Consider the following 24,271-nt stretch of genomic DNA (forward strand, 5'->3'; position numbering starts at 1 on the left):
GACGAATCTGCCGACAAGCCGTGAGTCTAGCCGAGTTCTATTCTCTCGCGCTGACCTGGGCGGCCGCTGGAAGCGTGTTCAGTGCCATTGCGAGCCCGCCGTCCTCGACGTCGCCGGTCACCTCGCCCGCGGCATCCTTGACCTCTGCGGGCGCCTGCCCCATGGCGACGGCACGGCCGTCGAGCCCCAGCGCCCACTCGAACATGCCGATGTCGTTGCGTCCGTCGCCGGCCACGAAGACCTGCCCGCGCTCGAAGCCGAGCTCGGTGCGCACGCGCTCGAGCGCCGTGCCCTTGTCGACGCCCTGCGGCGCGATGTCGAGCCACGCCGTCCAGCCGATCGCGTACGAGACCTCGTTGAGTCCTGCCTCCGCGACGAGGCGGTGGAAGTCCTCCTCGTCGTGACCCGGCGACACGACGACGACACGGGAGACCGGCTCGGCGACCAGCTCTTCGAAGCCGACCTGTCGTCCGCCGTCGAGCGTCCAGTCGTCCAGGTGCTCGGTGTACAGCCTGAGCCCCGAGCCGAGCTCGACCATGTACCGGGCCTCCGGCAGGCGGTCGCGCAGGAGAGCGAGCACGGGAGACGGATCGAACGTCTCGATGTGCCACCGCTCCCACTCGTCGCCCACCCGACGCATGGTCACCGCTCCGTTCGAGCACACCACGAACTGCGGGGTCAGCTCGAGCTGCTCGACCCAGCGACGCGTGGCCATCCAGCTGCGTCCGGTGGCGATCGTCACCTCGTGACCGGCATCCCGCAGCCGCGCGACGGCCTCGGGCACGCCGGGGCTCATCGTCTCGTCCTGCAGGATGATCGTTCCGTCGACGTCGAGCCCGACGAGCCAGGGGGCCGTCACGCGGTCGGCTCCAGAACCTCGAGCCCGCCGAGGTACGGCCGAAGCACCTCCGGCACGCGCACAGAACCGTCGGCCTGCTGATGCGTCTCGAGCAGCGCGACGATCCAGCGGGTCGTCGCGAGCGTGCCGTTGAGGGTCGCCACCGGCTGCGTCTTCGCGGTCTGGCCCTCGTGAGCCTCGGGCCGGTGTCGGATGTCGAGGCGGCGCGCCTGATACGTCGTGCAGTTCGAGGTGGAGGTGAGCTCGCGGAAAGCACCCTGCGTCGGCACCCACGCCTCGATGTCGTACTTGCGCGCTGCGCTGGAGCCGAGGTCGCCTGCTGCGACGTCGATCACGCGATAGGCGAGGCCGAGCGAGGTCAGCATCTCCTCCTGCAGAGCGACGAGACGCAGGTGCTCAGCTTCCGCATCCTCCGGGTTCGTGTAGACGAACATCTCGAGCTTGTTGAACTGGTGCACCCGGATGATGCCGCGGGTGTCCTTGCCGTGCGAGCCCGCCTCGCGGCGATAGCAGGTCGACCAGCCGGCGTACCGCAGCGCGCCCTTGCCCAGATCGAGGATCTCGTCCTTGTGGTATCCGGCGAGCGCGACCTCGCTGGTGCCCACGAGGTACAGGTCGTCGTCCTTGTCGAGGTGGTAGACCTCGTCTGCGTGCTCGCCGAGGAATCCGGTGCCCTGCATGATCTCCGGCCGCACCAGGGTGGGTGTGATCAGCGGCACGAAGTCGTTCTGCAGCGCCTTGTCGAGCGCGAGGTTCATGAGCGCGATCTCGAGACGAGCCCCGATGCCGCGCAGGAAGTAGAACCGAGCGCCAGACACCTTCGCGCCGCGCTCCATGTCGATCGCGCCGAGGATCTCACCGAGCTCGAGGTGATCACGGGGTTCGAAGTCGAATGCGGGCACCTCACCGACTCGGCGCAGCTCGACGAAATCGGCCTCGCCCCCGGCCGGGACGCCGTCGATGACCACGTTCTCGATGCGTGCGAGAGCAGCGGCCAGGGCCTCGGCGGCCTCGTTCGCCGCCTGCTGCGCCTGCTTGACGCGCTCGGCGAGATCCTTGGCCTGCGCCACGAGCGCCGCCTTCTCGTCTTTCGGCGCCTTCGCGACCTGCTTGCCGAACGCGTTCTGCTCGGCCCTCAGCTCCTCGAACGCGGCGAGCGCCGCGCGGCGCGATCGGTCGGCCTCGAGCGCGATGTCGACGGTGCCCTGGTCGTTGCCACGGGCGGCCTGAGAACGGCGGACGATCTCCGGATTTTCGCGGAGGAGTGCGAGGTCGATCATCCACCAAGTCTATGGTGCGGCCCGGGCGCGTCCGCCGCGACCGGGTGGGTCGACGCCCGGGTTAGAGTAGCGCCATGACCACGAGCGCCACCGGCCGACGCCAGGCGGCGCTCATCTACAACCCGATCAAAGTCGACGAGAAGCATCTGCGGGCCAGAGTCCGCGCGCTCTCGAGCGAGGCAGGGTGGGAGCACCCGGCCTTCTATCCGACAACGATCGAAGACCCCGGCCAGGCTGCGACGGCCCAAGCCCTCGCCCGCGCCGTGGATGTCGTGCTCGTGGCCGGCGGAGACGGCACGGTGCGCGCGGTCTCCGAAGCCATCGCGAACACCGGGGTGCCACTCGCGATCCTGCCGAGCGGCACCGGAAATCTGCTGGCGCGCAACCTGGGGCTCCCGCTGGCCGACCCGGACGAGATGATCCGCGCGGCGCTGGGCGAGTTCCGCCACGCGATCGACATCGGCTGGGCGCGCCTGACGCGGGAGAACGGCGAGCACGAGGAGCACGCCTACGTCGTTCTCGCGGGCGTCGGGCTGGATGCCGACATGATCGCCAACACCCGCCCAGACCTGAAGAAGTCGGTGGGATGGATCGCCTACGTCGACGGAGCCGCGAGGTCGCTCGTGACCGCCGAGCCGTTCCGCTCCGTGTTCCAGATCGACGACGGCCGCCTGCACTCGACCAAGGTGCACAGCATCCTGTTCGCCAACTGCGGCACTCTGCCGGCGGGCATCTCTCTGATCCCCGACGCGTCGATCACCGACGGCGTGCTCGACGTCGCCGTGATCCAGCCCACCGGCATGTGGGGCTGGCTCGGGGTCTGGCGCAAGATCTGGTGGGACAACTCGGTGCTGCGGCGCTCACGCGCCGGTCGCCGGGTGCTCGAACGTCGGGGCCGGGATGCCTCGGTGCACTACTTCCGCGGAGCCGCCGCCGAAGCGGCCGTGACCTCCCCCACCCCGATCGAACTCGACGGCGATGAGTTCGGGACCGCGGTGCGCATCACCTGCCGCGTCGACCCCGGGGCGCTCCTGCTGGCCCTTCCCGCCGACCATCCGGTCGCGTCGTTCTGATCGCTGCGGCTCGGGCGTCCGACTGCTGCGTCAGCCCCGTACCTCGACCGTGCCGTCGAGGCCGCCGCCGACGAGCGTGAGAGTGAAGGCGTCGTCATCGACGGCATCTTCGCCGAACTCCAGGATCGTCGCACGCGGCGCCATGTCCATGGTGCACACCTGGTCGTCGTCGGTCGCGAAAGTCGCCGTGCCCGAGGCGCCAGAGCCCTCGAGATCCTCGACCACGGGGGCGCAGCTCGACGAGCCCCAGGTGAGCAGGACCAGCGAGCCGTCGTCGAACCAGCCGGCGGTGGGCGCGTACTCGGTCGACGAGCCGGGAGTGCCGGTGAACGAGGGGTCGCCGTCGAGATCGACGTCGTCGACGACGTCGCCGTAGGTCACCTGCAGGGTGATCTCCTTCGTCGGGTCGACACCTTCCGGCAGCGCACCGACGCTCGCACGCGACGCCAGGTCGGCCGTGCATGCCTTCTCGCCGTCTCCCTCGGACTCCGGCTCGACGAGTGTCACCGAGACGGTCTGCCCTTCGGTCGTCACCGTGTCGACCTGCGGAACGCAGGTGGAGGATCCCCAGGTGACGACGGCGAACATCCGGCCGTCGTCGAGCAGCGTGCCTTCGACGTCATCCGAGTCGTCCGTGCTCTGGCCGGGCCCGCTCGAGGGGTTCGAGGTCGCCTGCGACCCGGTAGCCCCAGGGCCGATCGTGCACCCTGCGACGAGCAGCACGGCGGCCAAGGACGAGAGTGCGGCGATGACACGCGATGGGGATTCCATGCACACAGGGTACCGGCCGCGGTCTGCGGAGGGCACCCCCGCCTTGCCGCCCTACTGCAGCGCCGAGGTGAGGCGCGCGAGGTTGTCGAGGACGGTCGAGCGCAGAGGCTGCTGCATCCACTCCTCGAGAGTCAGCTCCCTGCTGAGGGAGCGGTAGACGTCTTCGACGGCGCGCATCTCGGAGACGAACTCCTCGCCCCGCACCAGCATCGACACCTCGAGGTTCAGACCGAACGAACGCATGTCCATGTTGCTCGAGCCGATCACGGCGACCTGGTCGTCGATGGTGAGGCTCTTCGTGTGCAGGATGTAGGGCTTGCGGTACATCCAGATCCGCACCCCGGCCTTGAGCAGCGCCTCGTAGTAGCTGCGCTGCGCGTGATAGACCATCGCCTGGTCTCCCTCTTCGGAGACGAACAGCTCGACCGCGACTCCACGGTCGACCGCGGCGGTGACGGCGAGCAGCAGCGCTTCATCCGGCACGAAGTACGGGCTGACGATCATGATCTTCTCTTTGGCCGCGTAGAGCAGCCCGAGGAAGAGACGCAGGTTGTTCTCGACCTCGAACCCGGGCCCCGACGGCACGACCTGGCAGTCGAGATCTCCCGACCCGGTCTCGGCGTGCGAGATGTCGATCTCCTGCAGGACCTCGTCGGTCTCGCTGTACCAGTCGCTGAGGAAGATGGCGTTCACACTCAGCACGACGGGGCCGTCGATGCGGACCATGAGGTCGACCCAGTGCAGACCGCGCTTGATGTTCTTGGGCAGGTTGTAGGTCGAGTCCGTGACGTTCTGCGAGCCGAGGAAGGCTACTTTGCCGTCGACGACGAGGAGCTTGCGGTGGTTGCGCAGGTCGGGCCGCTGCATGCGCCCCTTCAGCGGCTGCACCGGAAGCATCAGATGCCAGTTCGCGCCCATGCGATCGAGCCGCCTGACGGTCTGCCGATACTTCGGCTTCCATCTGTTCGCCCAGTGGTCGAGGAGCACGCGGACGTGCACGCCGCGCTCTGCGACCTCTTCCATCGCGCGGAAGAAGTTGTCTGTCGAGGCGTCGGCCTGGAGGATGTAGAACTCGATGTGGACGTAGTCCTCGGCCTTGCGGATCTCGTCGGCCATCGCGTCCAGCGACTCCTGATAGTCCGCGATCAGATGCGCGCCGTTGTCCCCCGAGATCGGCAGCGCTCCGAGCCTGTGGTTCATCTCGACGAGCGGGGGGAACCAGCTCGGCGCATCCGGTCGCAGGGTGCCGAAGTGCAGGTGCTCGCTCGTCTCGGCGATGTACTCGTTGATCTGATCCTGCTTGCGGCGGCGGGCGCGCGGCAGGCGCGGGTTCCCGATGAGCAGGAAGAGGAAGACGCCGATGAACGGGATGAAGAAGACCGCGAGCAGCCACGCCATCGCCGCAGTGGGTCGCCGGTTGCGCGGGATCACGATGATCGCCGTGATGCGGATCGTCAGGTCGAGGGCGATCAGGAACGCCGCGGTCCACCAAGCCCAGATCTCGGGCGTCATCCCTCGTCCTCTCGGCCGGTCGGCACTGCGACGCCGGGCGCGTCAGTGGGCACCGCGGACGGTGCGCTGGCTACACAGTAGCCGATGGTGCCGACGCCGCTCAGGAGCGCGGCGGCAGACCGCGCGCGGCCCGCTCCTCGGCCTCGATCCGTGCGTGCACCTTGCGTTCGGTGCGATCGAACCGCAGGATTCCGCGGAGCACGAAGAAGAACACGACGCTCACCCCGATGGTCGGGATGATCGACCATGCGGCTGCGAGCCAGAAGTTCTCCATGGCTCCATGGTACGCGACCCACTGCTCCTCCACACTCGGGGGCCTGCAGCTGATCGACGATCGGCGCTGTGGAATCGGACCGTCACGACAGCGGTGCGATGAGACTCGCCGGATGACAACACTGCTCCGTGCTTCCGGCTCCGCTGAGTTCCTCAGCATCGTCCCCTCCCTCGCAGGCTTCACCCCGACCGAGAGCCTCGTCCTGCTGCCGTTCCGAGGCACACGCACCTACGGTGCGATGAGACTCGACCTCCCCCGCGACGACGTCGAGCTCGAGGACTACGCGGATGCCGCGGTCGGTCTGGTCTCACGAGTCGAGCGAACGGATGCGGTCGCCCTCGTCGTCTACACGGACGAGGCTGCGCAGAAGACGCGCGATGGGCTCGTCCTTCCTTTCGCCGTGGAGGTCGACGAACTCCTCGGGCGCGCGGAGGACGCGGGACTGCGAATCGTGGACGCGCTCTGCGTGACCCCCGGCGGCTGGTCGAGCTATCTCGTCGACGACCCGCAGCTCCGCGCTCTCGATCGCACGGCCCCCGAGGTGCCCGGCGTCGGCGACGTTTCAGGCGACCAGCGTGCCGGCGCTGTTCTGCCGACGGCAGGCTTCGCCGACAGAGAGAGGGTGGGGCGAGCGCTGCGTGACGTCACCGACCTCCTCGCGCGGGGCGGAGAGGCCGGGCCGACGGGCGCCGAGAACCCTCAGGCGATCGCTGCGCTCGTGCTCCTCGAAGACATCCCGGCATTCTTCGAAGCCGTGCTCGCGTCACCCGATGATCTGCCGCCGTTCGCCACCGCCGCACTCCTCTGGTGCCTCGAACGCCCGCTGTTCCGAGATGTGGCACTGACGCAGTGGGCGACCGATGTCCACGGCGGCGAACGCACACTCGAGGCGCAGCTCACCTTCGCCGACTCCGGTTCCACGGTGCCGGACGACCTCGGCGAGGTCTTCCTCGGTCGAGGGCCCACTCCCGATCCGGAGCGGCTCGGGGTCGCCCTCTCACTCGTCCGGACCGCCGCAGCGCTCGCGCCGCGAGACACCAGGCCCGCACCGCTCACCGCTGCGGCATGGCTCTCGTGGGCGCTCGGCCGATCGAGTCACGCCGGGCAGTACCTCGATCTCGTGCGGGCGATCGACCCCGAATACGGCCTCGCCGCCCTGCTCGAGACGATGATCAACGCGGCGATGCTTCCGGAGTGGGCGTTCAGACGCGGCGCGACGCCCGCTACTTGACCAGCGGGAACAGGATGGTCTCGCGAATGCCGAGCCCCGTGATCGCCATCAGCAGGCGATCGATCCCCATGCCCATTCCCCCGGACGGCGGCATGCCGTGCTCGAGTGCCCGCAGGAACTCCTCGTCGACGGGCATCGCCTCGACATCTCCCCGAGCGGCGAGCTTCGCCTGTTCGACGAAGCGCTCGCGCTGGATGACGGGGTCGACGAGCTCGGAGTACCCGGTCGCCAGCTCGAAGCCGCGGATGTACAGGTCCCACTTCTCCACCACGCCCTCGATCGAGCGGTGCTCGCGCACGAGCGGCGAGGTGTCGACGGGGAAGTCCATCACGAAGGTGGGCCGCACGAGGTCGCCCTTCACGAAGTGCTCCCACAGTTCTTCGACCAGCTTGCCGTGCGTCGCCTGAGCGGGCAGGTCCACACCGTTCGTCTCGGCGAACGCGATCAGGTCCTCGACCGAGTCGCTCGGCGTGATCGTGCGACCGGAGGCCGCCGACAGCGACTCGTACATCGAGATGCGATCCCATTCGCCGCCGAGGTCGTACTCGGTGCCGTCGGCCCAGGTCACCGTGGTCGAACCGGCCACCGCGATCGCCGCCTGCTGCACGAGCTCCTGCGTCAGGGCGGCCATCTGGTTGTAGTCGCCGTAGGCCTGGTAGGCCTCGAGCATCGCGAACTCCGGGCTGTGCGTCGAGTCGGCGCCCTCGTTGCGGAAGTTGCGGTTGATCTCGTACACCCGCTCGATGCCCCCGACGACGGCGCGCTTCAGGTAGAGCTCGGGCGCGATGCGCAGATAGAGCTCGGTGTCGAAGGCGTTCGAGTGCGTGACGAACGGACGAGCGGATGCTCCACCGTGCTGCACCTGCAGCATGGGCGTCTCGACCTCGAGATAGTCGTGGCTGCCGAACGTCGCCCGGAGGCTCGCGTTGACCGCGGCGCGGGCGCGCACGGTCGTACGCGCCTGCTCGCGGACGATCAGATCGAGGTAGCGGCTGCGCACACGCCCTTCCTCGCTGAGCTCGGAGTAGGCATTGGGCAGCGGCAGGATCGCCTTCGAGGCGATCGCCCACGCATCGGCCATGATCGACAACTCGCCTCGGCGGCTGGAGATCACCTCGCCGTGCACGAACACGTGATCACCGAGGTCGACGTACTCCTTCCAGTCGGCGAGCGACTCCTCCCCGACGTTCGCGAGCGAGATCATCGCCTGGATCCGCGAGCCGTCGCCGGCCTGCAACGTCGCGAAGCACAGCTTGCCGGTGTTGCGGCTGAAGACCACGCGACCGGCGACGCCGACGACGACACCCGTCTCGGCACCGGCTTCGAGCTCGTCGTACTCGGCGCGCAGCGCGGGGATCTGGTGGGTCACGGGCACGCTGACCGGGAAGGCTCCCCCGCCGGCGTCCGCTCGGTTCGCGACCAGACGCTCGCGCTTGGCCAGGCGCACGGCCTTCTGCTCGTGCACGTCTTCTTCGGTGGCGGCGGTGGTCGTGTCGGGCGCGGCAGACGCGTCAGTCATTCGGGGCTCCTTGAAAGTCGTGTCCAGTTTACCGAGGTCGCGTCCCTCACCCCGCGGTCGAGTCTGGGTAGCCTCGAAGCATGGCAGCCACCAGACTCGCCCACGTTCTCGTCACGACCGGTCTCACCGCCGCTGCGCTGCTCATGTCAGCGGCTCCCGCTGCCGCAGCAGCGCCGCCCGCGGCCCCCGCGTCCGGTGCGACGGCGGTCCGCGCCGATGTCGACGACTTCGCGTACGCGTCGTGGGACGCGCGCTACGAGGTGGGGCTCGACGACGACGGGCGCGCCCGCATGCACGTCACCGAGACCCTCACGGCGCGCTTCCCCGACATCGACCAGAACAAGGGGATCGTCCGCGGACTGCCTACCAGCTACGAGAATGCGTGGCTCGATCCGCGTGTGCTGTCCGTGACCGACGAGACCGGGGCCGACGTGCCGTACGAGACCGAGAACGAGGACGGACTGCTGCTGGTCCTCACCGGCGACGACGACTACGTGCGCGGACTCACGACCTACGTCATCGAATACGAGATGCGCGACGTGATCCTCGCCGCCGACTCCGGCGTCGACGAGTTCTACTGGGACCTGCTGCCGCTCGACAGCACTCAGCGCATCGAGGCCTTCCATGCTGAGGTCGCGTTCGACGAGGCGATGACGGATCGGATGACCGGCGACGCGCGCTGCTACGCCGGCTACCAGGGCTCGACAGACGAGTGCGATCTGATCGCATCCTCGGACGGCTCGCAGCTCAGTGTCGAGGCGAAGGAGCTCTCCCCCGGCGAGGGCATCACGATCGCCGTCGGATTCGAGTCGAACACCGCCGCGCAGCCCTCGGCTCGGCAGCCCAACCCCGTGACCGACACAGTGCCCGCTGTCGCCGCGCTCGGTGGACTCGCGCTCTCGGTCGCCAGCTGGTTCACCGTCTCTGCCTTCAAGAGGAACCGGCGCAAGGCCAGCGGCATCATCGTGGCCCAGTACGACGTGCCGGACTCCCTGCCGCCGCTGCTCGCCGCCGCGATCGTGCCCGGAGCCAAGGATCCGATCCCGGCCGAGATCATCCACCTCGCTGTGCGCGGCACGCTCCGCATCGAAGAGGGGACGGACGCCGAACAGCCGCGGCTGCGGCGCCTTCCGGGTGGCCGGATCCCCGACCAGCTCGATGTCGAGGCGCTGGACGCGCTGTTCGCCGGCGCGGACTCCGCGGGGGTCGCCGAACTCCCCCACGCGAGCGAGGAGTTCGCCGCTCGCATGAAGACCCTGTCGCAGCACGGCATCGAGGCGGCTGTCTCACGCGGGCTCACCACGAAGGCCCGCAGCAGGGGCGCGATGATCGTGCAGTGGTGCGCGATCGGCATCGTGCTGGTCGGCTTCGCCCTGGGCATGTCGGGGATCATCGCGGGGAGGGTCTCGGCGATTCCCGCGTTCGTGGCGATCGCCTTCGGAGCGTTCCTCGTCTTCCTGTCATCCTTCTACAGCTTCTCGAGGCACACGGTGCTCTCTGCCGAAGGGGCTCGGCAGTACGAGTACCTCATGGGCGTGCGGGAGTTCATCCGCGTCGCTGAAGCCGATCGGCTGCAGATGCTCCAGTCGTACTCCGGCGCCGAGCGGCGACAGGACGGCAGCGCGAACGTGATCGTCGTCTACGAGCGCCTGCTCCCCTACGCGATGCTGTTCGGCATGGAGAACGAATGGGGAGCCCTGCTCGAGCAGGTGTACGCCTTCGAGCAGCGCGGGGCGACGTGGATCGGCGACCCCAGCACGCCGTTCGTCCACGGCCAGCTCATCGCATTCGCCGCCTCTTCGCAGGCTTCCGCGACGTACTCGGCGCCGAGCGCCAGCAGCTCGTCGAGCGCAGGCGGATCGTTCGGCGGCGGCTTCTCGGGCGGCGGCGGGGGCGGCGGCTTCTCGGGCGGTCGCTGACCTCAGAGGAGCGGCTGCGGGCCGGACGCGTCTCGGAGCGCCCGCTCGACGGTCGACTGCACGAGTGCAGAGAGATAGCCGCCCGGGTTCTCGATGCCGAGTTCGCCGAGGCGCGAGGTGGACTGCGCGATGATCGAGCGCGAGAACTCGGTGACGGTCTGGATCGCGTCGGCATAGGCCTCACGATCCGCCTCCGATATCACCACCGGCTCGCACCCCATCTCGACGGCCAGGGCCTGCGCGATGGGCAGCACTGCGGCGGGAGCGGTGACCGCCGCATAGCTCGCCTGCAGCTGCCGCAGATCGACCGAGGTGCCCGTGAAGGCGATCGCCGGATGCACAGCGAGCGGGATGGCTCCGCTCGCGGCAGCAGGCCGCAGCACCTCGATGCCGTGACCGGGGTCGGTGTGCAGCACGAGCTGGCCGAGCTGCCATCCTCCGACCTCGGCGATGCCGGTGATCAGAGCGGGCAGCTGGTCATGCGGCACGGCCACCACGACGAGCTCGCTGCGACGCACGACCTCGAGAGCATCGAGGATCGGCACGTCCGGCAGCACTGCTGATGCCCGGTCATCGTCCGAGCCGCTGGTGATTCCCGTGATCGCGTGTCCCGCTCCGGCGAGAGCCGCACCGATGACGGGCCCCACGCGCCCGGCCCCGATGATGCCGACCCCGAGGCGCCCGTCACGGCGCAGCGGATCACTCACCGTTCGGAGCCGGCGGCGCCGGAGGTGCCGGAGAGACGGGCGGCGCAGGAGGCGGCGAGACCGGTGACGCAGGAGGCGGCGAGACCGGCGGCGCGGGCGGTGCCGGAGCCACGGCCGGCCGAGCAAGAGGCGCCTGCGGAGCCGCAGGAGGTGCCGGAGGCGCCGGAGCCGCAGGAGGTGCCGGAGGCCCAGTCGGAGAACCGACCGGAGCAGCAGGCGGCGCGGGAGGCGGAGGAACGGGAGCCGCGAGATCGGGAGCCGCGGTGTCCGCCCCGGCGCCCGGGTACCCGGGAACCTGCGCCCCCTCGGCATCCGTCACGTACTCACCCCATCGATGGGTATGATCGCGCGCTGCGGCGGCGACCGCTGCCGAGCTCACGCCATCGAGGAGATACAGAGCGTCGTCGCGCTCGAGACCCGACAGATACCCCGTGATGAGGCCCTGCACGGAGTGCACCTGCGCACCTGAGACACGCTGCGCGCGATCGATCGGTCCCTGAGAGAGCGACACGCCCTGCAGTCGTGCCAGCGGGAAGATGGCCAGCTTGCGCCAGACGACTCCGCGCCTGAGCAGCAGTCCGAACTCGGTCAGCGCGAAGCCGTGCCGCTTCCACGACACCGGTCGGCGCCACCATGCGCGCCGCGGCATCGTCCGATAGGGATCGCCCTCGACCGGACCGAGGATGCCGTGCTCCCAGACGAGCGGGATGTCGGCGACCGGAGCATCCGGGAGGATCAGGGCGAGCACCCGTTCGACATCGGCGCGCTTGCCGACAGGAAGCACGACGTTGAACTGCTGTGCGGAGCCCGACGACTGCTGCGCGGCGCTCTTGCCGCTCATGCGGTTGATCCTGATGGTCCACCAGCCGAACGGACGCCACAGCAGCGACTGCGTGACCTCCACGGCGAAGATGCGCCCCGGCGGCAGCGTCTCGGTCACGGTCGTCAGCAGACCGTAGGTGATCCGCACGCCATCGGGCGTCGGAGCGATCGAATAGCGCAGCGACTTCGAGATCTGCGCCCAGGTGATTCCGACGATCGCGATGATCATGGGGATCCCGATGCCCAGCGTGATGCCGAGGCCGAGGAACCCGCCGATCGGATCGCCGTCGATCAGGGAGCCGATCGCGACGCCGCCGACCGCCACGCCGAAGATGATCCCGAAGAAGACGAACCAGATCACGCTCGAGATCAGCTGCGACCCGACCAGGCGACCGGTCGGGATCTTGACCACGCTCTCGGGCTCGACATCGGCGAGGTCGACGCCGCTGATCAGATCGTTGACCCCGGCGTTCACCGACCCGACGAGCTGCGCTCGCGCCGAACCAGGCGCACCGCCGGCGGCACCCGCGGCATCCGAGGGCCGCACTCCGGCTGCGGCATCCGCGGCTGTCAGTCTCGCCGCGCGCGCACCCGAGGCGAGACGCAGGATGTCGGTCCGCACCGCCTCTGCGCGCGGCGTCGCGAGGTACTCGAGCTCGACGTTGGAGTCTGTGCCCGCCCCGACGACCTCGAGCTTCGCGAGTCCGATGATGCGCGCGGGGAACGGGCGGGTGAGGTTGACGCCCTGAACCCGATCGAGCGGTGCGCGCCGGTGCGAGCGGAAGACGATGCCCTTGCGCACCTCGACATGATCGCCGGTGATCCGGAACTGCTGGAACCGCCACACGAACCAGAAGACGAGCACGAGCACGGCGACGAGCGCCAGCACGCTGAGCAGCACCACGATGAGCAGGTTGTTCTCGAAGACCCAGTCGACGGGATCCCCGCCCGAGTAGTCGTCGTAATGCACCTCATCGGGAGTGAAGAACTCGACGAACCAGGCGATGAGCCGATCACGCAGGTTGGCGATCGCGATACCCGCGATGATGATGAGCGCCAGCCCGCCCTTGAAGAGCGGGGTGAGCGGGTGCATCCGGTGCCACTCGCCGTCGGCGAGGGTCGCGTCCCGCTCCGGGGATTCGGCCGGTGCCGGGGGCGATGGGAAGGACTGATCGCTCACAGGCCCGTCCGGCGGGTCTCGGCGACGGCGATCAGGGTGTCGCGCAGCGCCTCGGCGGCAGCCTGGGCGAGTCCGGGGATCTGCACGCCTGTCGTCGCGGCGGCGGTGACCATCTTGAGCTGCGAGACGCCGAAGGCCCGGTCGAGGGGCCCCTGCGTGATGTCGACGAGCTGCATGCGGCCGTACGGCACCGCGATCATGCGCTGCCAGAGGATGCCCTTGCGGAAGACGATGTCGTCGTCGCGGAGCATGTACCCGATCGCCTTGGCCTGCCGGGGGAGGATCACCAGCGTGATCAGGGTGATGAGCACGATGACGCCTGCCGGGATCCACACCCAGGTCTGGTCGAGCACCAGCGCCAGCACGAGGGCGGCCGCCAGCACGAACGCGACGAAGATCAGATTCTGAAGGACCTGCGAGACCACGTAGCGCGGCGAGATCTGATGCCAGGTGCCGTCGAGCTCCAGCCTCGCCTCGTTGCGCACGGTGCGCAGCTGCGAGTAGGTGCCCTGGTCGAGGGCAGCGAGATCGGTGACCTCCGTCGAACTAAGCGGTGCCGGGGTCCCCGGCTCGATCTCTGGGTTCTGAGTCATCAGGATCCTTCGGCAGGGTGCAGAACTGTTCGGCGATGAGCGCGACGACCGCGAGCACGATCGCGCTTCCGATCAGTGCCACCATCGCCACAGTCGACCCTACCGGGGGATCGATCGGCCTGGAGAAAAGGAACGCCAGCAGCCCCGCACCGAACCCGGCCATGATCGCCCCGACCAGGCTCGATGCGCGGGCGAGCGTCACCGCACGGGTCGCGCGGAACGGATCGATGCGGATGCCGTTGCGAACGCTCGCACGCACCGGCCAGGCGACCCCCAGCGAGGCCCCGGCGATGAGCAGCAGCAAGACGGGCAGGAGCAGCGACGGTGTGAAGGTCGTGCGGCCCATCGCCGTCAGCATGTGGTCGAGGACGAAGCCCCCGGCCGCGGCGAGCACGGCGAGGACCGCGAGGAGTCCGAGGGAGGTGCGCTTCATGAGTGCTCCCGGCGACGCAGCCCGGCGACGAGCTCGGCCACGCGACCTCTGCCTGGCAGCACGGCGTCACTGTCGAGCTCGAGCCACGGTTCGAGCACGAACAGCCGCTCGAAGGCACGAGGGTGCGGCAGCTGCAGACCATCGCCGTCGGCCGACTCGTCGCCGTATGCGATCAGGTCGAGGTCGAGGGTTCGATCGCCCCAGCGCTCATGGCGCTCACGTCCGTGCTCGTCCTCGATCGCGTGCAGCATGCCGAGCAGGATCGACGGGGCGAGGCGCGTGGTCACCAGCGCGACCGCGTTCACGTATCCGGGGGCCTCCGGATCAGGCCCATCGAGCCGCAGCGCCACCGTCTCGAACAGCGACGACAGGCGCACGTCTCTGACCAGCGGCAGCCGCGCGATGCGCTCGGCTGCGGCGCGGATCGTGTCCTCGCGATCGCCGAGGTTCGCGCCGAAGGCGACGACGGCCACGGCCTCCTCCCGCCCGGGTCGGGGGCCGGGCAGGCTCGGCGGGTTGGCCAGGTTGCGACTCATCGCGATGCCTCCTCGGCGGATCGCTGCCGCGCCCGGCGCACCGTGACGGCGACATCGGAGAACGTGAGCGGGATCGGGGCGTGCGGCTTGTGCACGGTGACGGTGACCGAGTGCACCCGGGGGTCGGTGAGCGCGACTGCGGCGATGCGCTCCGCGAGCGTCTCGATGAGGTTCACCGGCTCGCCCGCGACGACCTCGGCGACCTTCTCTGCGAGCTCTCCGTAGTGCACGGTGTCGGCCACATCGTCCGATGCCGCGGCGTCGTTCAGCGGCATCCTGAGGCGAAGGTCGATCGTGAACTCCTGGCCGTTCTCACGCTCGTGGTCGTAGACGCCGTGCCGACCGAACACGGTGAGTCCTGTCAGGGCGATCTCGTCGAGGACATCCATGGTCCTACTTCCCCTCCCAGGCGTGCACGATGGCGAGAGCATCACGGGTGGCACCGACATCGTGCACCCGCACGGCCCACACCCCCGCCCGCGCGGCCAACGCGCTGGTGACGGCGGTCGCGAGATCGCGCCGCGCTTCCGAGACCTCCTCGGGGTTCACTCCGATGGTCTCCGCGAGGAATCGCTTGCGTGACGTGCCGATGAGCACGCGCGGGCCGAGCGCGACGATCTCGTCGAGTCCGCGCAGGACGCCCCAGTTCTGTCCGCCTCGCTTCGAGAACCCGATGCCCGGATCGAGGATCAGCCGCGACGGCGCGATCCCCGATGCCGCGGCCTCGCCCATCCGCTCCTGGAGCTCCCCCGCCACCTCGCGAGCAGTCCGACGGTAGATGGCGTTCGCATACATGTCTTCAGGGCTGTCGCGCCAGTGACCGATCGCGTAGTCGGCGCCGGATTCTGCGACCGCCGCGAGCATCTCGGGGTCGGCCAGTCCACCGGAGACATCGTTGACGATCCGTGCCCCCGCACGCACGGCTGCCGCGGCGGTGGAGGCGTTGATGGTGTCGATGCTCACGGGCGCTCCGGCAGCGACGAGGCGCTCGATGACCGGGAGCACGCGCTCCTGCTCGACCTCGACTCCCACCCGCTCGGCGCCGGGCCTGGTCGACTCGCCGCCGACGTCGAGCACGCTGGCTCCGTCGGCCCGCAGCCGCAGGCCGTGCTCGACTGCCCGATCGACGTCGAGATAGCGGCCGCCGTCGCTGAACGAGTCGGGCGTGACGTTGACGATGCCCCAGATGCCTGTCATCCGTGCGCCATCCCCGAGCCCGACGCCCCGATCAGCGCGATGAGCTCGGCCCGTGCGATCGGTTCGGTGTACTCGCCCCGGGCGGCGATCGTGAGCGTCGAGGCCTCCGGCTGTCGTCCGCCGCGCATGGTCACGCAGCCGTGGCTCGCGTCGAGCACCACGAGCACGCCACGGGTGTCGAGATGCTCGGCGATCGTGTCGGCGATCTGCTCGCCCAGGCGCTCCTGCACCTGAGGGCGACCGGCGAGGATCTCGACCACGCGCACGAGCGCCCCGAGTCCGACGACCTGCTCCCCCGGCAGATAGGCGATGTGCGCACGCCCGACGAACGGCAGCAGGTGGTGCTCGCACACCGACCGGAAGCGGATGTCCCTCAGCAGCACGGCACCCGACGGGAGGGTGTCGGGAGCAGGACCTCGAGCGACGCTGATCGTGTGCGCGAGAGGAGCCGCCGGGTCCTCTCCCACGCCCGAGAAGAACTCCGCATAGAGATCGCCCAAGCGGGTCGGTGTCTGCTTCAGTCCCGGACGATCAGGGTCTTCGCCGATCGCCTCGAGCAGTTCCCTGGTGAGCCGTTCGACACGCGCGCGGTCGACAGACACGGGTCAGGCCGTCGCGGGTCGAGCCTGGCCGGCTCCCGCCGATCCGGGCTGCGTGCGGGGAGCCGAAGTGGGCGCTTCGACCGAAGCCACCAGCGAGACGTCCTTCTTCGGGACCTCGATCGGAGGCCGCTCCGAGACGGGGCGGTCCTCGCTCGAGAGCCACAGCGGACGCTCGGGGAGCTTCTTCACCTCGGTGAAGATCTCCGCGATCTGGTTGTGATCGAGGGTCTCCTCCTCGAGCAGCGACAGGGCGAGGCGATCGAGGATGTCACGGTTGGCGCTGATGACCTCGTAGGCCTCGTTGTGAGCCTGCTCGATGAGCGCGCGCACCTCTGCGTCCACCCGCTCGGCAACCCTCTCCGAGTACTCGCGTCCCCTGCCCATGTCGCGACCGGCGAAGGGCTCGCCGCCCTCGCTGCCGAGCTTGACCGGTCCGACCTGGGTGGTCATGCCGTACTCGAGCACCATCTTGCGAGCGATCGACGTCGCCTTCTCGATGTCGTTCGAGGCGCCGGTGGTCGGGTCGTGGAACACGATCTCCTCAGCGACGCGACCGCCCATGGCGTAGGTCAACTGGTCCTGCAGCTCGTTGCGGGTGATGGAGTACTTGTCGTCGAGCGGCAGCACCATCGTGTAGCCGAGAGCCTTGCCTCGGGGCAGGATCGTGATCTTCGTGACGGGGTCGGTGTAGTTCATCGCCGCGGCAGCGAGAGCGTGACCGCCCTCGTGGTACGCGGTGATGAGCTTCTCCTTGTCCTTCATCACGCGGGTGCGACGCTGGGGGCCCGCGATCACGCGGTCGATGGCCTCGTCGAGCGCACGGTTGTCGACCAGCTGCGCGTTCGAGCGAGCGGTCAGCAGTGCGGCCTCGTTGAGGACGTTCGCGAGATCCGCTCCGGTGAAGCCGGGGGTCTTGCGGGCGACGACCTCGAGGTCGACGCTCTTCGACAGCGGCTTGCCCTTGCTGTGCACCTCGAGGATCTTCTGGCGCCCGCGCAGGTCGGGGGCGTCGACGCCGATCTGGCGGTCGAAGCGGCCGGGGCGCAGGAGAGCCGGGTCGAGGATGTCGGGGCGGTTGGTCGCCGCGATCACGATGACGTTCGCGTTCGGGTCGAAGCCGTCCATCTCGACGAGCATCTGGTTGAGCGTCTGCTCGCGCTCGTCGTTCCCGCCGCCCATGCCGGCGCCGCGGTGGCGACCGACGGCGTCGATCTCATCGATGAAGATGATCGCCGGCGCGTTCTCCTTGGCCTGGTTGAACAGGTCACGGACGCGGGAGGCGCCGACACCGACGAACATCTCGACGAAGTCAGAACCCGAGATCGAGTAGAACGGGGCACCGGCCTCTCCGGCGACGGCGCGGGCGAGCAGCGTCTTTCCGGTTCCTGGAGGGCCGTACAGCAGCACGCCCTTCGGGATGCGGGCGCCGATGGCCTGGAACTTGGCCGGGTCCTGCAGGAACTCCTTGATCTCGTGGAGCTCCTCGATCGCCTCGTCTGCACCCGCGACGTCGGCGAAGGTGACCGTCGGCGTCTCCTTGTTGACGAGCTTCGCCTTGGACTTGCCGAACTGCATGACCTTGCTGCCGCCGCCCTGCATCGACGAGAGCAGCCACCAGAACAGCAGGCCGAGCAGCACGAGGGGAAGAAGAAGGGAGAGGATGCCGTCGAACCACGTCGCGCGCGGCACGGCGTCGTTGAAGCCGTCCTTCGGTTCGGCGGCGTTGATCGCCGAGACGACCTCTTCGGCGCGCGCCTCGACGTAGTAGAACTGGACGTTCTCCGAGCCCTCGAACGCCTTCGACAGGGTCATGTCGACGCGCTGGTCTCCGTCGGTGTTCACGACCTCGGTGACCGTCTTGCCGGAGAGCAGCTCCAGACCCTCCTGGGTCGTGATCTGCTTCGGCGCGCCGAGGTTCGAGATCAGCAGGAAGCCGCCGAACAGCAGCAGACCGATCAGAGCGACGTAGATCAGCGGATTCCGAGTGAGCTTCTTGACATCCATGGTCGGATCAGCGTATCGCGCGGGCCCTAGGTGGCCGCTGTGCGTTCACCCACGGCGTAGCGGTGCGCCCCGAGCAGCCGATCAGCTGTAGACGTGGGGAGCGAGCACCGCGACATCGCGCAGGTTGCGGTAACGCTCGTCGTAGTCGAGGCCGTAGCCGACGACGAAGTCGGTGGGGATGTCGAAGCCGACGTACTTGCAGTCGATGACGACCTTCGCGGCCTCCGGCTTGCGCAGCAGTGCGAGCACCTCGATCGACTCCGCACCGCGCGACTCGAAGTTCTCGAGCAGCCAGCTGAGGGTGAGGCCCGAGTCGATGATGTCCTCGACGATCAGCACATGCTTGCCGTTCAGGTCGGTGTCGAGGTCCTTGCGGATCTGCACCACGCCGCTCGACTTGGTGCTCGCGCCGTAGCTCGAGACCGCCATCCAGTCCATCGGGGCGTGGAAGGGGAGAGCACGTGCGAAGTCGGCCATGACCATGACCGCGCCCTTGAGCACGCCGACGAGGATGATCTCCTTGCCCTCGTAGTCGGCCGCGACCCGAGTTGCGAGCTCATCGAGCTTGGCGATGATCTCCTCCTCTGTGACGAGGATCTGAGCAAGGTCGTCCTGGATCTCCGCGGCGCGCATGGATTGATTTTAGGTGACGCACCGGCATGGTCCCGCACAGGATCCGCAGATCGTCCACCAGAATTCCGGGTACAGGTCCGGCATCCGCACTACTGTGGCGCTTGAACGGGCGTGGGCCCGCAGACGGAAGGATTCACCCATGGCACTCGACGACATCCTCACGCAGGTCCCGATCGACGACATCGCCGCGAAGCTCGGAGTCCCCCCCCGACGTCGCCAAAGAGGCAGTCGAACAGGGCGGCGCCGTGCTGCTCGGCGGCCTCGCCAAGAACGCGTCCACCGCGGAGGGCTCTGCGGCGATCGAGAACGCTCTGAAGCGCCACCAGGGCAAGGCCGGGGCGGCGAAGGTAGACGACATCGATCAGGCCGATGGCGGCAAGATCGTCGCGCACATCCTCGGCGACGACGAGAAGCAGGTCACCGAGAAGCTGACGGAGTCGAAGGAGACCGCCGGCATCGACTTCGGCAAGCTCCTCCCGATCCTCGCCCCGATCGTGATGGGCCTGATCGCCAACGCCACGAAGGACAAGTCCGCGAAGCCCGACGCTGCAGAGACGCAGTCGGGTGGCGGCGGCATCGGCGATGTGATCGGCGGGATCCTCGGCGGCGGCAGCTCGTCGGGCGGCGGCGGCATCGGCGACCTGCTCGGCGGCATCCTCGGCGGCGGAAAGTCCTCGGGTGGCGGCGGCATCGGAGACCTGCTCGGCGGCCTGCTCGGCGGCAAGAAGTAGCAGCGGCCCCCGCCTGACCAGAACCCCTGCGGCCCCCGAGGACGGGACCGCAGGGGTTCTCTCGTCGCTGCGGGTCGCGGGATGCTGCGACTCAGCGCGCGGTGAAGACGATGCGTCCGCCCACCCGGGCCGCCGAGCACGACGGCAGGTCGATGGGTCCCTGACCCGCCCAGTCCGTGGCGAGCCGCGCGACCTCGAGAGTCTGCAGGCGCGTCAGGCTCACCCCGAACTCGCTGTCGACCACCAGTCGGATGATCCGATTGCGCAGAGCCGCCGGATTGGCGGCGAGAGCGGCGACGCTGACCGAGATCCCTGCCTCGGCATGCTCGACGATGTCCTCGATCGTCTCGTGGATCATCTCGTCGAACGCCTCGGCGTCTTCCCGCAGCTGTTCGGCCGTGCGCGCCAGAGCCTCGGCGATGCCGGGGCCGAGTTCCGCTTCGAGCACCGGCAGCACGCGGTCGCGCACACGCACCCGCGCGAATCGCTGGTCTGCGTTGTGCGGGTCGTCCCAGACCTCGAGGTCGGATGCCGTGCAGCACGCTCGTGTGGTCTCGCGCCGCACCGCGAGCAACGGCCGCACCCAGCGCAGCCCGTCGTCGTCTTCGCGCACCGGCGCCATCCCCTGCAGGCTCGCCGCCCCGGATCCGCGGGCGAGACCGAGCAGCACCGTCTCGGCCTGGTCGTCGAGCGTGTGTCCGAGCAGCACGGCTGAAGCGCCGGCATCCGCGGCAGCGTCCTTCAGCACCCGATACCGCGCGTCGCGGGCCGCGGCCTCCGGACCGCCGTCCTCGCCCACCTCGACCCGGACGATGAGAGCGTCGAGCCCCAGCGCCGCCGCCGTTCGCGCGGCGCGTGCGGCGACAGCATCCGATCCGTCCTGAAGACCGTGGTCGACCGTGAGACTCCCCGCTCGGAGTCCGAGCTTGGGGGCTTCGAACGCGGTCGCCGCGGCGAGCGCGAGCGAGTCCGCTCCCCCGGAGAGAGCGACGACGACGGTCGATCCCGCGGGCAGATCGGCGAGCGCGGTGCGCACGGCGAGGCGGATCTCGGCGATGGCGGGTGATAGCGACGGCACAGACCAACGGTAGATCACGAGGATGGATCGCCGCGCAGGTCTCGCGCTCTGCGGGCTCTGCGTCCTAACCTGGCGCCGTGACGGATCACCCAGTGCGTTTCAGGGCAGTGCGGTTCAGGACAGAGCGGTTCAAGGCGTTCGTCGATGCCGTCGTCGCGATCGCGATGACTCTGCTGATCCTTCCGCTCATGGAATCCGTGTCCGAGGCCGCCTCCGGCACGCTCAGCACGGCCGAGTTCTTCGTCGAGCATTCGGGTCAGCTGCTGAGCTTCGGGCTGAGCTTCGTCCTCATCGCGACGTTCTGGATGGGCCACCATCGGCAGTACCGCGACGTCGAGTGGGTCACGGGCCCGCTGCTCTGGATCAACATCGCCTGGATGGCGACGATCGTCTGGCTGCCCGTGCCGACCGCGATGATCGGACAGATGGAGACCGACTCTCTGCAGCCGGTTGTCTACATCGGCACGCTGATCCTCACGCAGATCACGACCCTGGCTGGGTGGCTCTATCTGCTGCGTCATCCCGACTTCACGACGACGCCGGTCGACGTTCTGCGAGCTGGCGTGATCGGCGACCTCGCCGCGATCATCCTGTTCCTGATCGCCCTCGCGATCGCGGTGTTCGTGCCGTCGCTCGGCTACGCCGGGCTCCTCGTGCTGCTGCTGACAGGGGTCGTGACGACGCTGCTGAGCCGGGCGTCGCGGCAGGCGCCCAGGCCATCCACCGGCCGCGGGTAGGCTAGTGCGCGGCATCCAACCGTCATTTCTGAGGAGCACACGCATGGGCGCACACGACGCCGTCATCGAGATCCCGCGCGGCAGCCGCGTGAAGTACGAGGTCGACCACGAGACCGGACGAGTGCACCTCGACCGCGTGCTCTACACGACCTTCGGGTACCCCGCCGACTACGGCTACTTCGACAACACCCTCGGAGAGGACGGCGACCCACTCGACGTGCTCGTGCTTCTCGACCACGCGATCTACCCCGGCGTCGTCGTCGAGGTGCGACCCGTCGCCGTGCTCAAGATGAGCGACGAGGCCGGCGGAGACGACAAGCTCGTCGCCGTGCTGTCGAAGGACCCCCGTTGGGCACACATCCAGGACATCGGCGACGTCGCCGAGTTCACCAAGAAGGAGATCGAGCACTTCTTCGAGCACTACAAGGACCTCGAGCCCAACAAGTGGGTCAAGGTCGACGCGTGGGGCGACGCCGCAGAGGCGCAGCGCATCCTCGACGAGGCGATCGTCCGCTTCGGCGAGCAGGGTCACTGACCCCTCGCTGCAACGAGGAAGACCCCCGGATCCGCACAGCGGTCGGGGGTCTTCCTCGTCGTGGACGCGGAACTCAGACCGAGACGCCGCGATCCGCGAGGAAGGTGATGGGGTTGGTGTACGCGCCGTTGATGTAGACCTCGAAGTGCAGGTGGCAGCCGACGGATGCTCCGGTGTTGCCGGCGTAGGCGATGACCTGACCGGAGTTCACCCAGGTGCCGCTGCGGACCGCGAATCCACCGTCCCTGATGTGCGCATAGCCGGAGGAGACTCCGCCGCCGTGCTGGATGCGGATGTAGTTGCCGTAGTTGCCCCGGGGGCCGGCGTAGTCGACGGTGCCGGACTGCGCCGCGTAGATCGCCGCTCCGCAGCCGTTCGCGAGGTCGACGCCGTAGTGGTAGCCGGAGCATGCCGCGCAGGGCTTGGGACGAGGGCCGAACCCCGCGCTGCGGTGGCCGCCGTGCGGTCGGACCCAGCCTCCCGATCCGGGTGACCCGCCGACTCCTCCGCCGCCACCGCCACCGCCGCCATTGCCTGCGGCGGCAGCAGCGGCCTCGGCCGCTTCGCGACGCTTGCGTTCTTCCTCCGCGACGCGCACGCCCTCCTGGTAGCCGGCCACGGTCGTCGCCGTGGCGTCCTTCAGGGCGGCGAGCTGCGCCTGCATCGTCGCGAGGTTGGCCGACTGCTCGTCGAGCGCCGCCTGGGCGGCGTCGGCTGCCGCCTGGGCCTCGATCATCTTCTGCTCGGCGATCTGCTGCAGACGGTCGCGCTCGGTGCGGGCGACGACGGCCTGATCGGTGAGCGCCTGGGCCGAGTTGCGTGCGGCGACCGCGTTGTCGTGCACCGTCTGGTTGTACTGGTAGACCTTGTCCATCGTCCCGAGACGAGAGAGCAGCTGGTCGGCGTTGTCGGCCGAGCCGGCGAAGAAGAGTTCGAGGGCGGTGTCATCGCCCCCGTTGCGATAGAGCTGAGCGGCGAGCTGGGCGGCCTTCTTGGTCGCGTCGTCGGCGACGAGCGCCTGCTCGTCGGCCTTTGACTGGAGCTCATCTGCGACGGCGATGGCGTCGAAGTACGCCAGCTGTGCGGCGTTGTACTCCTCGCCGGCGAGGACGGCCTTCGCCTGCGCGTCTGCCACCCGCTGCTTGAGCGACTGGATGAGCCCCTCGATGCGCGTGACCTCGCCTGCCTTCGCGGCCTCGTTGTTCATCGCGTTCTGGACGTCGTCCCAGCTGGGATACGTCGCCGCGTACGCGGCGGTCACGCCGTTGGAGACGCCGAAGGCGCTGAGGGCGACGACGCTGAGCGCGCCGAGAGTGAGGGCGCCGCGACGGGTGACCGAGCGGTCCTTCCAGAACGCACGGCTCTCCGCGGGCGTCGGCGCGCAGCCGCAGTCGTCGGATGCCGCCGCAGCAGCATTCGTCGTCGAGTCCTTGTCGTTCACTCGGCCCCTTCCGCCGGTTTCACAAATGCCACACTAACAACTTCTTTCACATCCGCACCAGGAGGCGGACAGCGCGAGAGGACACAGCGATACGGGTCCATCGTCCTCCCGAACACGCCCGGGGTACATCAGGCTCGCCCTCGATTCGCGTTTTGCTCAGATCTTCCCTTATGCTTGAGCGTCGGCAAGGAAGTCCTCCGGGACAGACTTCGGCCCCATCGTTTAGCGGCCTAGGACGCCGCCCTTTCACGGCGGTAGCACGGGTTCGAATCCCGTTGGGGTCACTCCTTCCGGTATAATTGAAAACAAGTATGGCCCTGTAGCGCAGTTGGTTAGCGTGCCGCCCTGTCACGGCGGAGGTCGCGGGTTCAAGTCCCGTCAGGGTCGCTCTAAGCGACGGGCCTTTCTCTTCGAGAAGGGCCCTTTCGTCTAGATGCGACAGGTCTAGCCCGTCGCACGGCTCTGTAGCTCAGTTGGTAGAGCGCACGACTGAAAATCGTGAGGTCACGGGATCGACGCCCGTCGGAGCCACAGGGTGATCATTACAGTCACCTTAGGAACCCTCGCCTAGCTTCTACATGGCGGGGGTTTCCGCTTTTCCCGG

General features: G+C 68.7%; 24 protein-coding genes and 3 tRNA genes. 9 read left to right on the top strand and 18 right to left on the bottom strand.

Going from position 1 to position 24,271, the window contains the following annotated elements:
- Positions 1 to 37: 37 nt before the first annotated feature.
- Entirely contained in the window at positions 38 to 859 is an 822-nt protein-coding gene (locus tag OB895_RS08740) for an HAD family hydrolase (RefSeq protein ID WP_079112218.1), read from the bottom strand.
- A complete protein-coding gene (gene serS / locus OB895_RS08745) occupies positions 856 to 2,139 on the bottom strand; it encodes a serine--tRNA ligase (protein ID WP_079112217.1) in 1,284 nt (427 codons plus the stop codon). The genes OB895_RS08740 and serS overlap by 4 nt, the downstream gene beginning before the upstream one ends.
- Positions 2,140 to 2,213: 74 nt before the next feature.
- On the opposite strand from serS, the gene OB895_RS08750 reads away from it, so the two are divergent.
- A complete protein-coding gene (locus OB895_RS08750; RefSeq protein WP_079112216.1) occupies positions 2,214 to 3,212 on the top strand; it encodes a diacylglycerol/lipid kinase family protein in 999 nt (332 codons plus the stop codon).
- Between the two features lie 30 nt (positions 3,213 to 3,242).
- Here the strand turns inward: OB895_RS08750 and OB895_RS08755 are convergent, their stop codons facing one another.
- From OB895_RS08755 to OB895_RS08765, 3 genes are all read right to left on the bottom strand, one after another.
- On the bottom strand, positions 3,243 to 3,983 hold the full coding sequence (locus OB895_RS08755; protein WP_079112215.1) for a hypothetical protein: 741 nt from the start codon (positions 3,981 to 3,983) through the stop codon (positions 3,243 to 3,245).
- 51 nt (positions 3,984 to 4,034) lie between these two features.
- The gene (gene cls, locus OB895_RS08760; protein WP_042536999.1) at positions 4,035 to 5,495 is read right to left on the bottom strand and encodes a cardiolipin synthase; all 1,461 of its coding nucleotides are present in this window, start codon (positions 5,493 to 5,495) and stop codon (positions 4,035 to 4,037) included.
- Positions 5,496 to 5,595: 100 nt separating this feature from the next.
- Complete coding sequence (locus OB895_RS08765) at positions 5,596 to 5,769, bottom strand: hypothetical protein (protein ID WP_164481682.1); 174 nt, start codon at positions 5,767 to 5,769, stop codon at positions 5,596 to 5,598.
- 112 nt (positions 5,770 to 5,881) lie between these two features.
- Between OB895_RS08765 and OB895_RS08770 the strand changes: the two genes are divergently transcribed.
- Positions 5,882 to 7,000: a DUF4192 family protein gene (locus OB895_RS08770; RefSeq protein WP_079112214.1), complete on the top strand. Its 1,119-nt coding sequence runs from the start codon at positions 5,882 to 5,884 to the stop codon at positions 6,998 to 7,000.
- Here OB895_RS08770 and lysS read toward each other — a convergent pair.
- The gene (gene lysS / locus OB895_RS08775; RefSeq protein ID WP_079112213.1) at positions 6,993 to 8,519 is read right to left on the bottom strand and encodes a lysine--tRNA ligase; all 1,527 of its coding nucleotides are present in this window, start codon (positions 8,517 to 8,519) and stop codon (positions 6,993 to 6,995) included. The genes OB895_RS08770 and lysS overlap by 8 nt on opposite strands.
- 80 nt (positions 8,520 to 8,599) lie before the next feature.
- Here lysS and OB895_RS08780 point away from each other — a divergent pair, with 80 nt between their 5' ends.
- Positions 8,600 to 10,438 (top strand): DUF2207 domain-containing protein, encoded by a 1,839-nt coding sequence (locus tag OB895_RS08780; protein WP_079112212.1) that lies wholly within the window; start codon positions 8,600 to 8,602, stop codon positions 10,436 to 10,438.
- A 2-nt stretch (positions 10,439 to 10,440) separates the two neighbouring features.
- Here OB895_RS08780 and OB895_RS08785 read toward each other — a convergent pair whose 3' ends face one another.
- The 10 genes from OB895_RS08785 to hpt form a co-directional block, all read right to left on the bottom strand.
- The gene (locus tag OB895_RS08785) at positions 10,441 to 11,145 is read right to left on the bottom strand and encodes a DUF2520 domain-containing protein (RefSeq protein ID WP_042536992.1); all 705 of its coding nucleotides are present in this window, start codon (positions 11,143 to 11,145) and stop codon (positions 10,441 to 10,443) included.
- Positions 11,138 to 13,147, bottom strand: coding sequence for a PH domain-containing protein (locus OB895_RS08790; protein ID WP_079112211.1), 2,010 nt, complete (start codon positions 13,145 to 13,147; stop codon positions 11,138 to 11,140). The genes OB895_RS08785 and OB895_RS08790 overlap by 8 nt, the downstream gene beginning before the upstream one ends.
- On the bottom strand, positions 13,144 to 13,740 hold the full coding sequence (locus OB895_RS08795) for a PH domain-containing protein (RefSeq protein WP_079112210.1): 597 nt from the start codon (positions 13,738 to 13,740) through the stop codon (positions 13,144 to 13,146). The genes OB895_RS08790 and OB895_RS08795 overlap by 4 nt, the downstream gene beginning before the upstream one ends.
- Positions 13,694 to 14,173 carry a DUF3180 domain-containing protein gene (locus tag OB895_RS08800; protein ID WP_079112209.1) on the bottom strand — a complete coding sequence of 160 codons (480 nt, stop codon included), beginning with the start codon at positions 14,171 to 14,173 and terminating at the stop codon, positions 13,694 to 13,696. The genes OB895_RS08795 and OB895_RS08800 overlap by 47 nt, the downstream gene beginning before the upstream one ends.
- Positions 14,170 to 14,709 carry a 2-amino-4-hydroxy-6-hydroxymethyldihydropteridine diphosphokinase gene (gene folK / locus OB895_RS08805; RefSeq protein WP_079112208.1) on the bottom strand — a complete coding sequence of 180 codons (540 nt, stop codon included), beginning with the start codon at positions 14,707 to 14,709 and terminating at the stop codon, positions 14,170 to 14,172. The genes OB895_RS08800 and folK overlap by 4 nt, the downstream gene beginning before the upstream one ends.
- Positions 14,706 to 15,098, bottom strand: coding sequence for a dihydroneopterin aldolase (gene folB, locus OB895_RS08810; RefSeq protein WP_079112207.1), 393 nt, complete (start codon positions 15,096 to 15,098; stop codon positions 14,706 to 14,708). Before folB ends, folK begins: the two co-directional genes overlap by 4 nt.
- A 4-nt stretch (positions 15,099 to 15,102) precedes the next feature.
- Positions 15,103 to 15,906, bottom strand: coding sequence for a dihydropteroate synthase (gene folP / locus OB895_RS08815; protein ID WP_079112206.1), 804 nt, complete (start codon positions 15,904 to 15,906; stop codon positions 15,103 to 15,105).
- Complete coding sequence (gene folE, locus OB895_RS08820) at positions 15,903 to 16,508, bottom strand: GTP cyclohydrolase I (protein ID WP_079112205.1); 606 nt, start codon at positions 16,506 to 16,508, stop codon at positions 15,903 to 15,905. Before folE ends, folP begins: the two co-directional genes overlap by 4 nt.
- Positions 16,509 to 16,511: 3 nt before the next feature.
- A complete protein-coding gene (gene ftsH / locus OB895_RS08825; protein ID WP_042536976.1) occupies positions 16,512 to 18,512 on the bottom strand; it encodes an ATP-dependent zinc metalloprotease FtsH in 2,001 nt (666 codons plus the stop codon).
- Between the two features lie 81 nt (positions 18,513 to 18,593).
- Positions 18,594 to 19,145: a hypoxanthine phosphoribosyltransferase gene (hpt, locus tag OB895_RS08830; RefSeq protein WP_042536974.1), complete on the bottom strand. Its 552-nt coding sequence runs from the start codon at positions 19,143 to 19,145 to the stop codon at positions 18,594 to 18,596.
- Between the two features lie 245 nt (positions 19,146 to 19,390).
- Between hpt and OB895_RS08835 the strand changes: the two genes are divergently transcribed.
- Positions 19,391 to 19,876 carry a DUF937 domain-containing protein gene (locus OB895_RS08835; RefSeq protein WP_311879843.1) on the top strand — a complete coding sequence of 162 codons (486 nt, stop codon included), beginning with the start codon at positions 19,391 to 19,393 and terminating at the stop codon, positions 19,874 to 19,876.
- A 91-nt stretch (positions 19,877 to 19,967) separates the two neighbouring features.
- Here the strand turns inward: OB895_RS08835 and tilS are convergent, their stop codons facing one another.
- Positions 19,968 to 20,954, bottom strand: coding sequence for a tRNA lysidine(34) synthetase TilS (tilS, locus tag OB895_RS08840; RefSeq protein ID WP_042537183.1), 987 nt, complete (start codon positions 20,952 to 20,954; stop codon positions 19,968 to 19,970).
- 77 nt (positions 20,955 to 21,031) lie between these two features.
- Between tilS and OB895_RS08845 the strand changes: the two genes are divergently transcribed.
- The gene (locus OB895_RS08845; RefSeq protein ID WP_052492825.1) at positions 21,032 to 21,691 is read left to right on the top strand and encodes a TMEM175 family protein; all 660 of its coding nucleotides are present in this window, start codon (positions 21,032 to 21,034) and stop codon (positions 21,689 to 21,691) included.
- Positions 21,692 to 21,734: 43 nt separating this feature from the next.
- On the top strand, positions 21,735 to 22,226 hold the full coding sequence (locus OB895_RS08850) for an inorganic diphosphatase (RefSeq protein WP_042536967.1): 492 nt from the start codon (positions 21,735 to 21,737) through the stop codon (positions 22,224 to 22,226).
- A gap of 73 nt (positions 22,227 to 22,299) precedes the next feature.
- On the opposite strand, the gene OB895_RS08855 is transcribed toward OB895_RS08850, so the two are convergent.
- A complete protein-coding gene (locus OB895_RS08855) occupies positions 22,300 to 23,667 on the bottom strand; it encodes a peptidoglycan DD-metalloendopeptidase family protein (RefSeq protein WP_042536966.1) in 1,368 nt (455 codons plus the stop codon).
- Positions 23,668 to 23,878: 211 nt separating this feature from the next.
- Between OB895_RS08855 and OB895_RS08860 the strand changes: the two genes are divergently transcribed.
- The 3 genes from OB895_RS08860 (at position 23,879) to OB895_RS08870 (ending at position 24,198) form a co-directional block, all read left to right on the top strand.
- Positions 23,879 to 23,951: transfer RNA gene (locus OB895_RS08860), tRNA-Glu, on the top strand.
- A 29-nt stretch (positions 23,952 to 23,980) separates the two neighbouring features.
- Positions 23,981 to 24,054, top strand: a tRNA-Asp gene (locus tag OB895_RS08865).
- Between the two features lie 71 nt (positions 24,055 to 24,125).
- Positions 24,126 to 24,198, top strand: a tRNA-Phe gene (locus OB895_RS08870).
- The last annotated feature ends 73 nt before the right edge of the window (positions 24,199 to 24,271 follow it).

The sequence above is a fragment of the Microbacterium forte genome, assembly GCF_031885415.1.
Lineage (GTDB): Bacteria > Actinomycetota > Actinomycetes > Actinomycetales > Microbacteriaceae > Microbacterium > Microbacterium forte.

Bases quoted from the DNA above. Each gene is read 5' to 3' on its own strand.
- OB895_RS08765 (WP_164481682.1), bottom strand. From the start codon at position 5,769: ATGGAGAACTTCTGGCTCGCAGCCGCATGGTCGATCATCCCGACCATC.
- ftsH (WP_042536976.1), bottom strand. From the start codon at position 18,512: ATGGATGTCAAGAAGCTCACTCGGAATCCGCTGATCTACGTCGCTCTG.
- OB895_RS08755 (WP_079112215.1), bottom strand. From the start codon at position 3,983: ATGGAATCCCCATCGCGTGTCATCGCCGCACTCTCGTCCTTGGCCGCC.
- OB895_RS08770 (WP_079112214.1), top strand. From the start codon at position 5,882: ATGACAACACTGCTCCGTGCTTCCGGCTCCGCTGAGTTCCTCAGCATC.
- OB895_RS08795 (WP_079112210.1), bottom strand. From the start codon at position 13,740: ATGACTCAGAACCCAGAGATCGAGCCGGGGACCCCGGCACCGCTTAGT.
- cls (WP_042536999.1), bottom strand. From the start codon at position 5,495: ATGACGCCCGAGATCTGGGCTTGGTGGACCGCGGCGTTCCTGATCGCC.
- folB (WP_079112207.1), bottom strand. From the start codon at position 15,098: ATGGATGTCCTCGACGAGATCGCCCTGACAGGACTCACCGTGTTCGGT.
- folP (WP_079112206.1), bottom strand. From the start codon at position 15,906: ATGACAGGCATCTGGGGCATCGTCAACGTCACGCCCGACTCGTTCAGC.
- OB895_RS08780 (WP_079112212.1), top strand. From the start codon at position 8,600: ATGGCAGCCACCAGACTCGCCCACGTTCTCGTCACGACCGGTCTCACC.
- serS (WP_079112217.1), bottom strand. From the start codon at position 2,139: ATGATCGACCTCGCACTCCTCCGCGAAAATCCGGAGATCGTCCGCCGT.
- hpt (WP_042536974.1), bottom strand. From the start codon at position 19,145: ATGCGCGCCGCGGAGATCCAGGACGACCTTGCTCAGATCCTCGTCACA.
- folK (WP_079112208.1), bottom strand. From the start codon at position 14,709: ATGAGTCGCAACCTGGCCAACCCGCCGAGCCTGCCCGGCCCCCGACCC.
- lysS (WP_079112213.1), bottom strand. From the start codon at position 8,519: ATGACTGACGCGTCTGCCGCGCCCGACACGACCACCGCCGCCACCGAA.
- OB895_RS08850 (WP_042536967.1), top strand. From the start codon at position 21,735: ATGGGCGCACACGACGCCGTCATCGAGATCCCGCGCGGCAGCCGCGTG.
- OB895_RS08750 (WP_079112216.1), top strand. From the start codon at position 2,214: ATGACCACGAGCGCCACCGGCCGACGCCAGGCGGCGCTCATCTACAAC.
- OB895_RS08800 (WP_079112209.1), bottom strand. From the start codon at position 14,173: ATGAAGCGCACCTCCCTCGGACTCCTCGCGGTCCTCGCCGTGCTCGCC.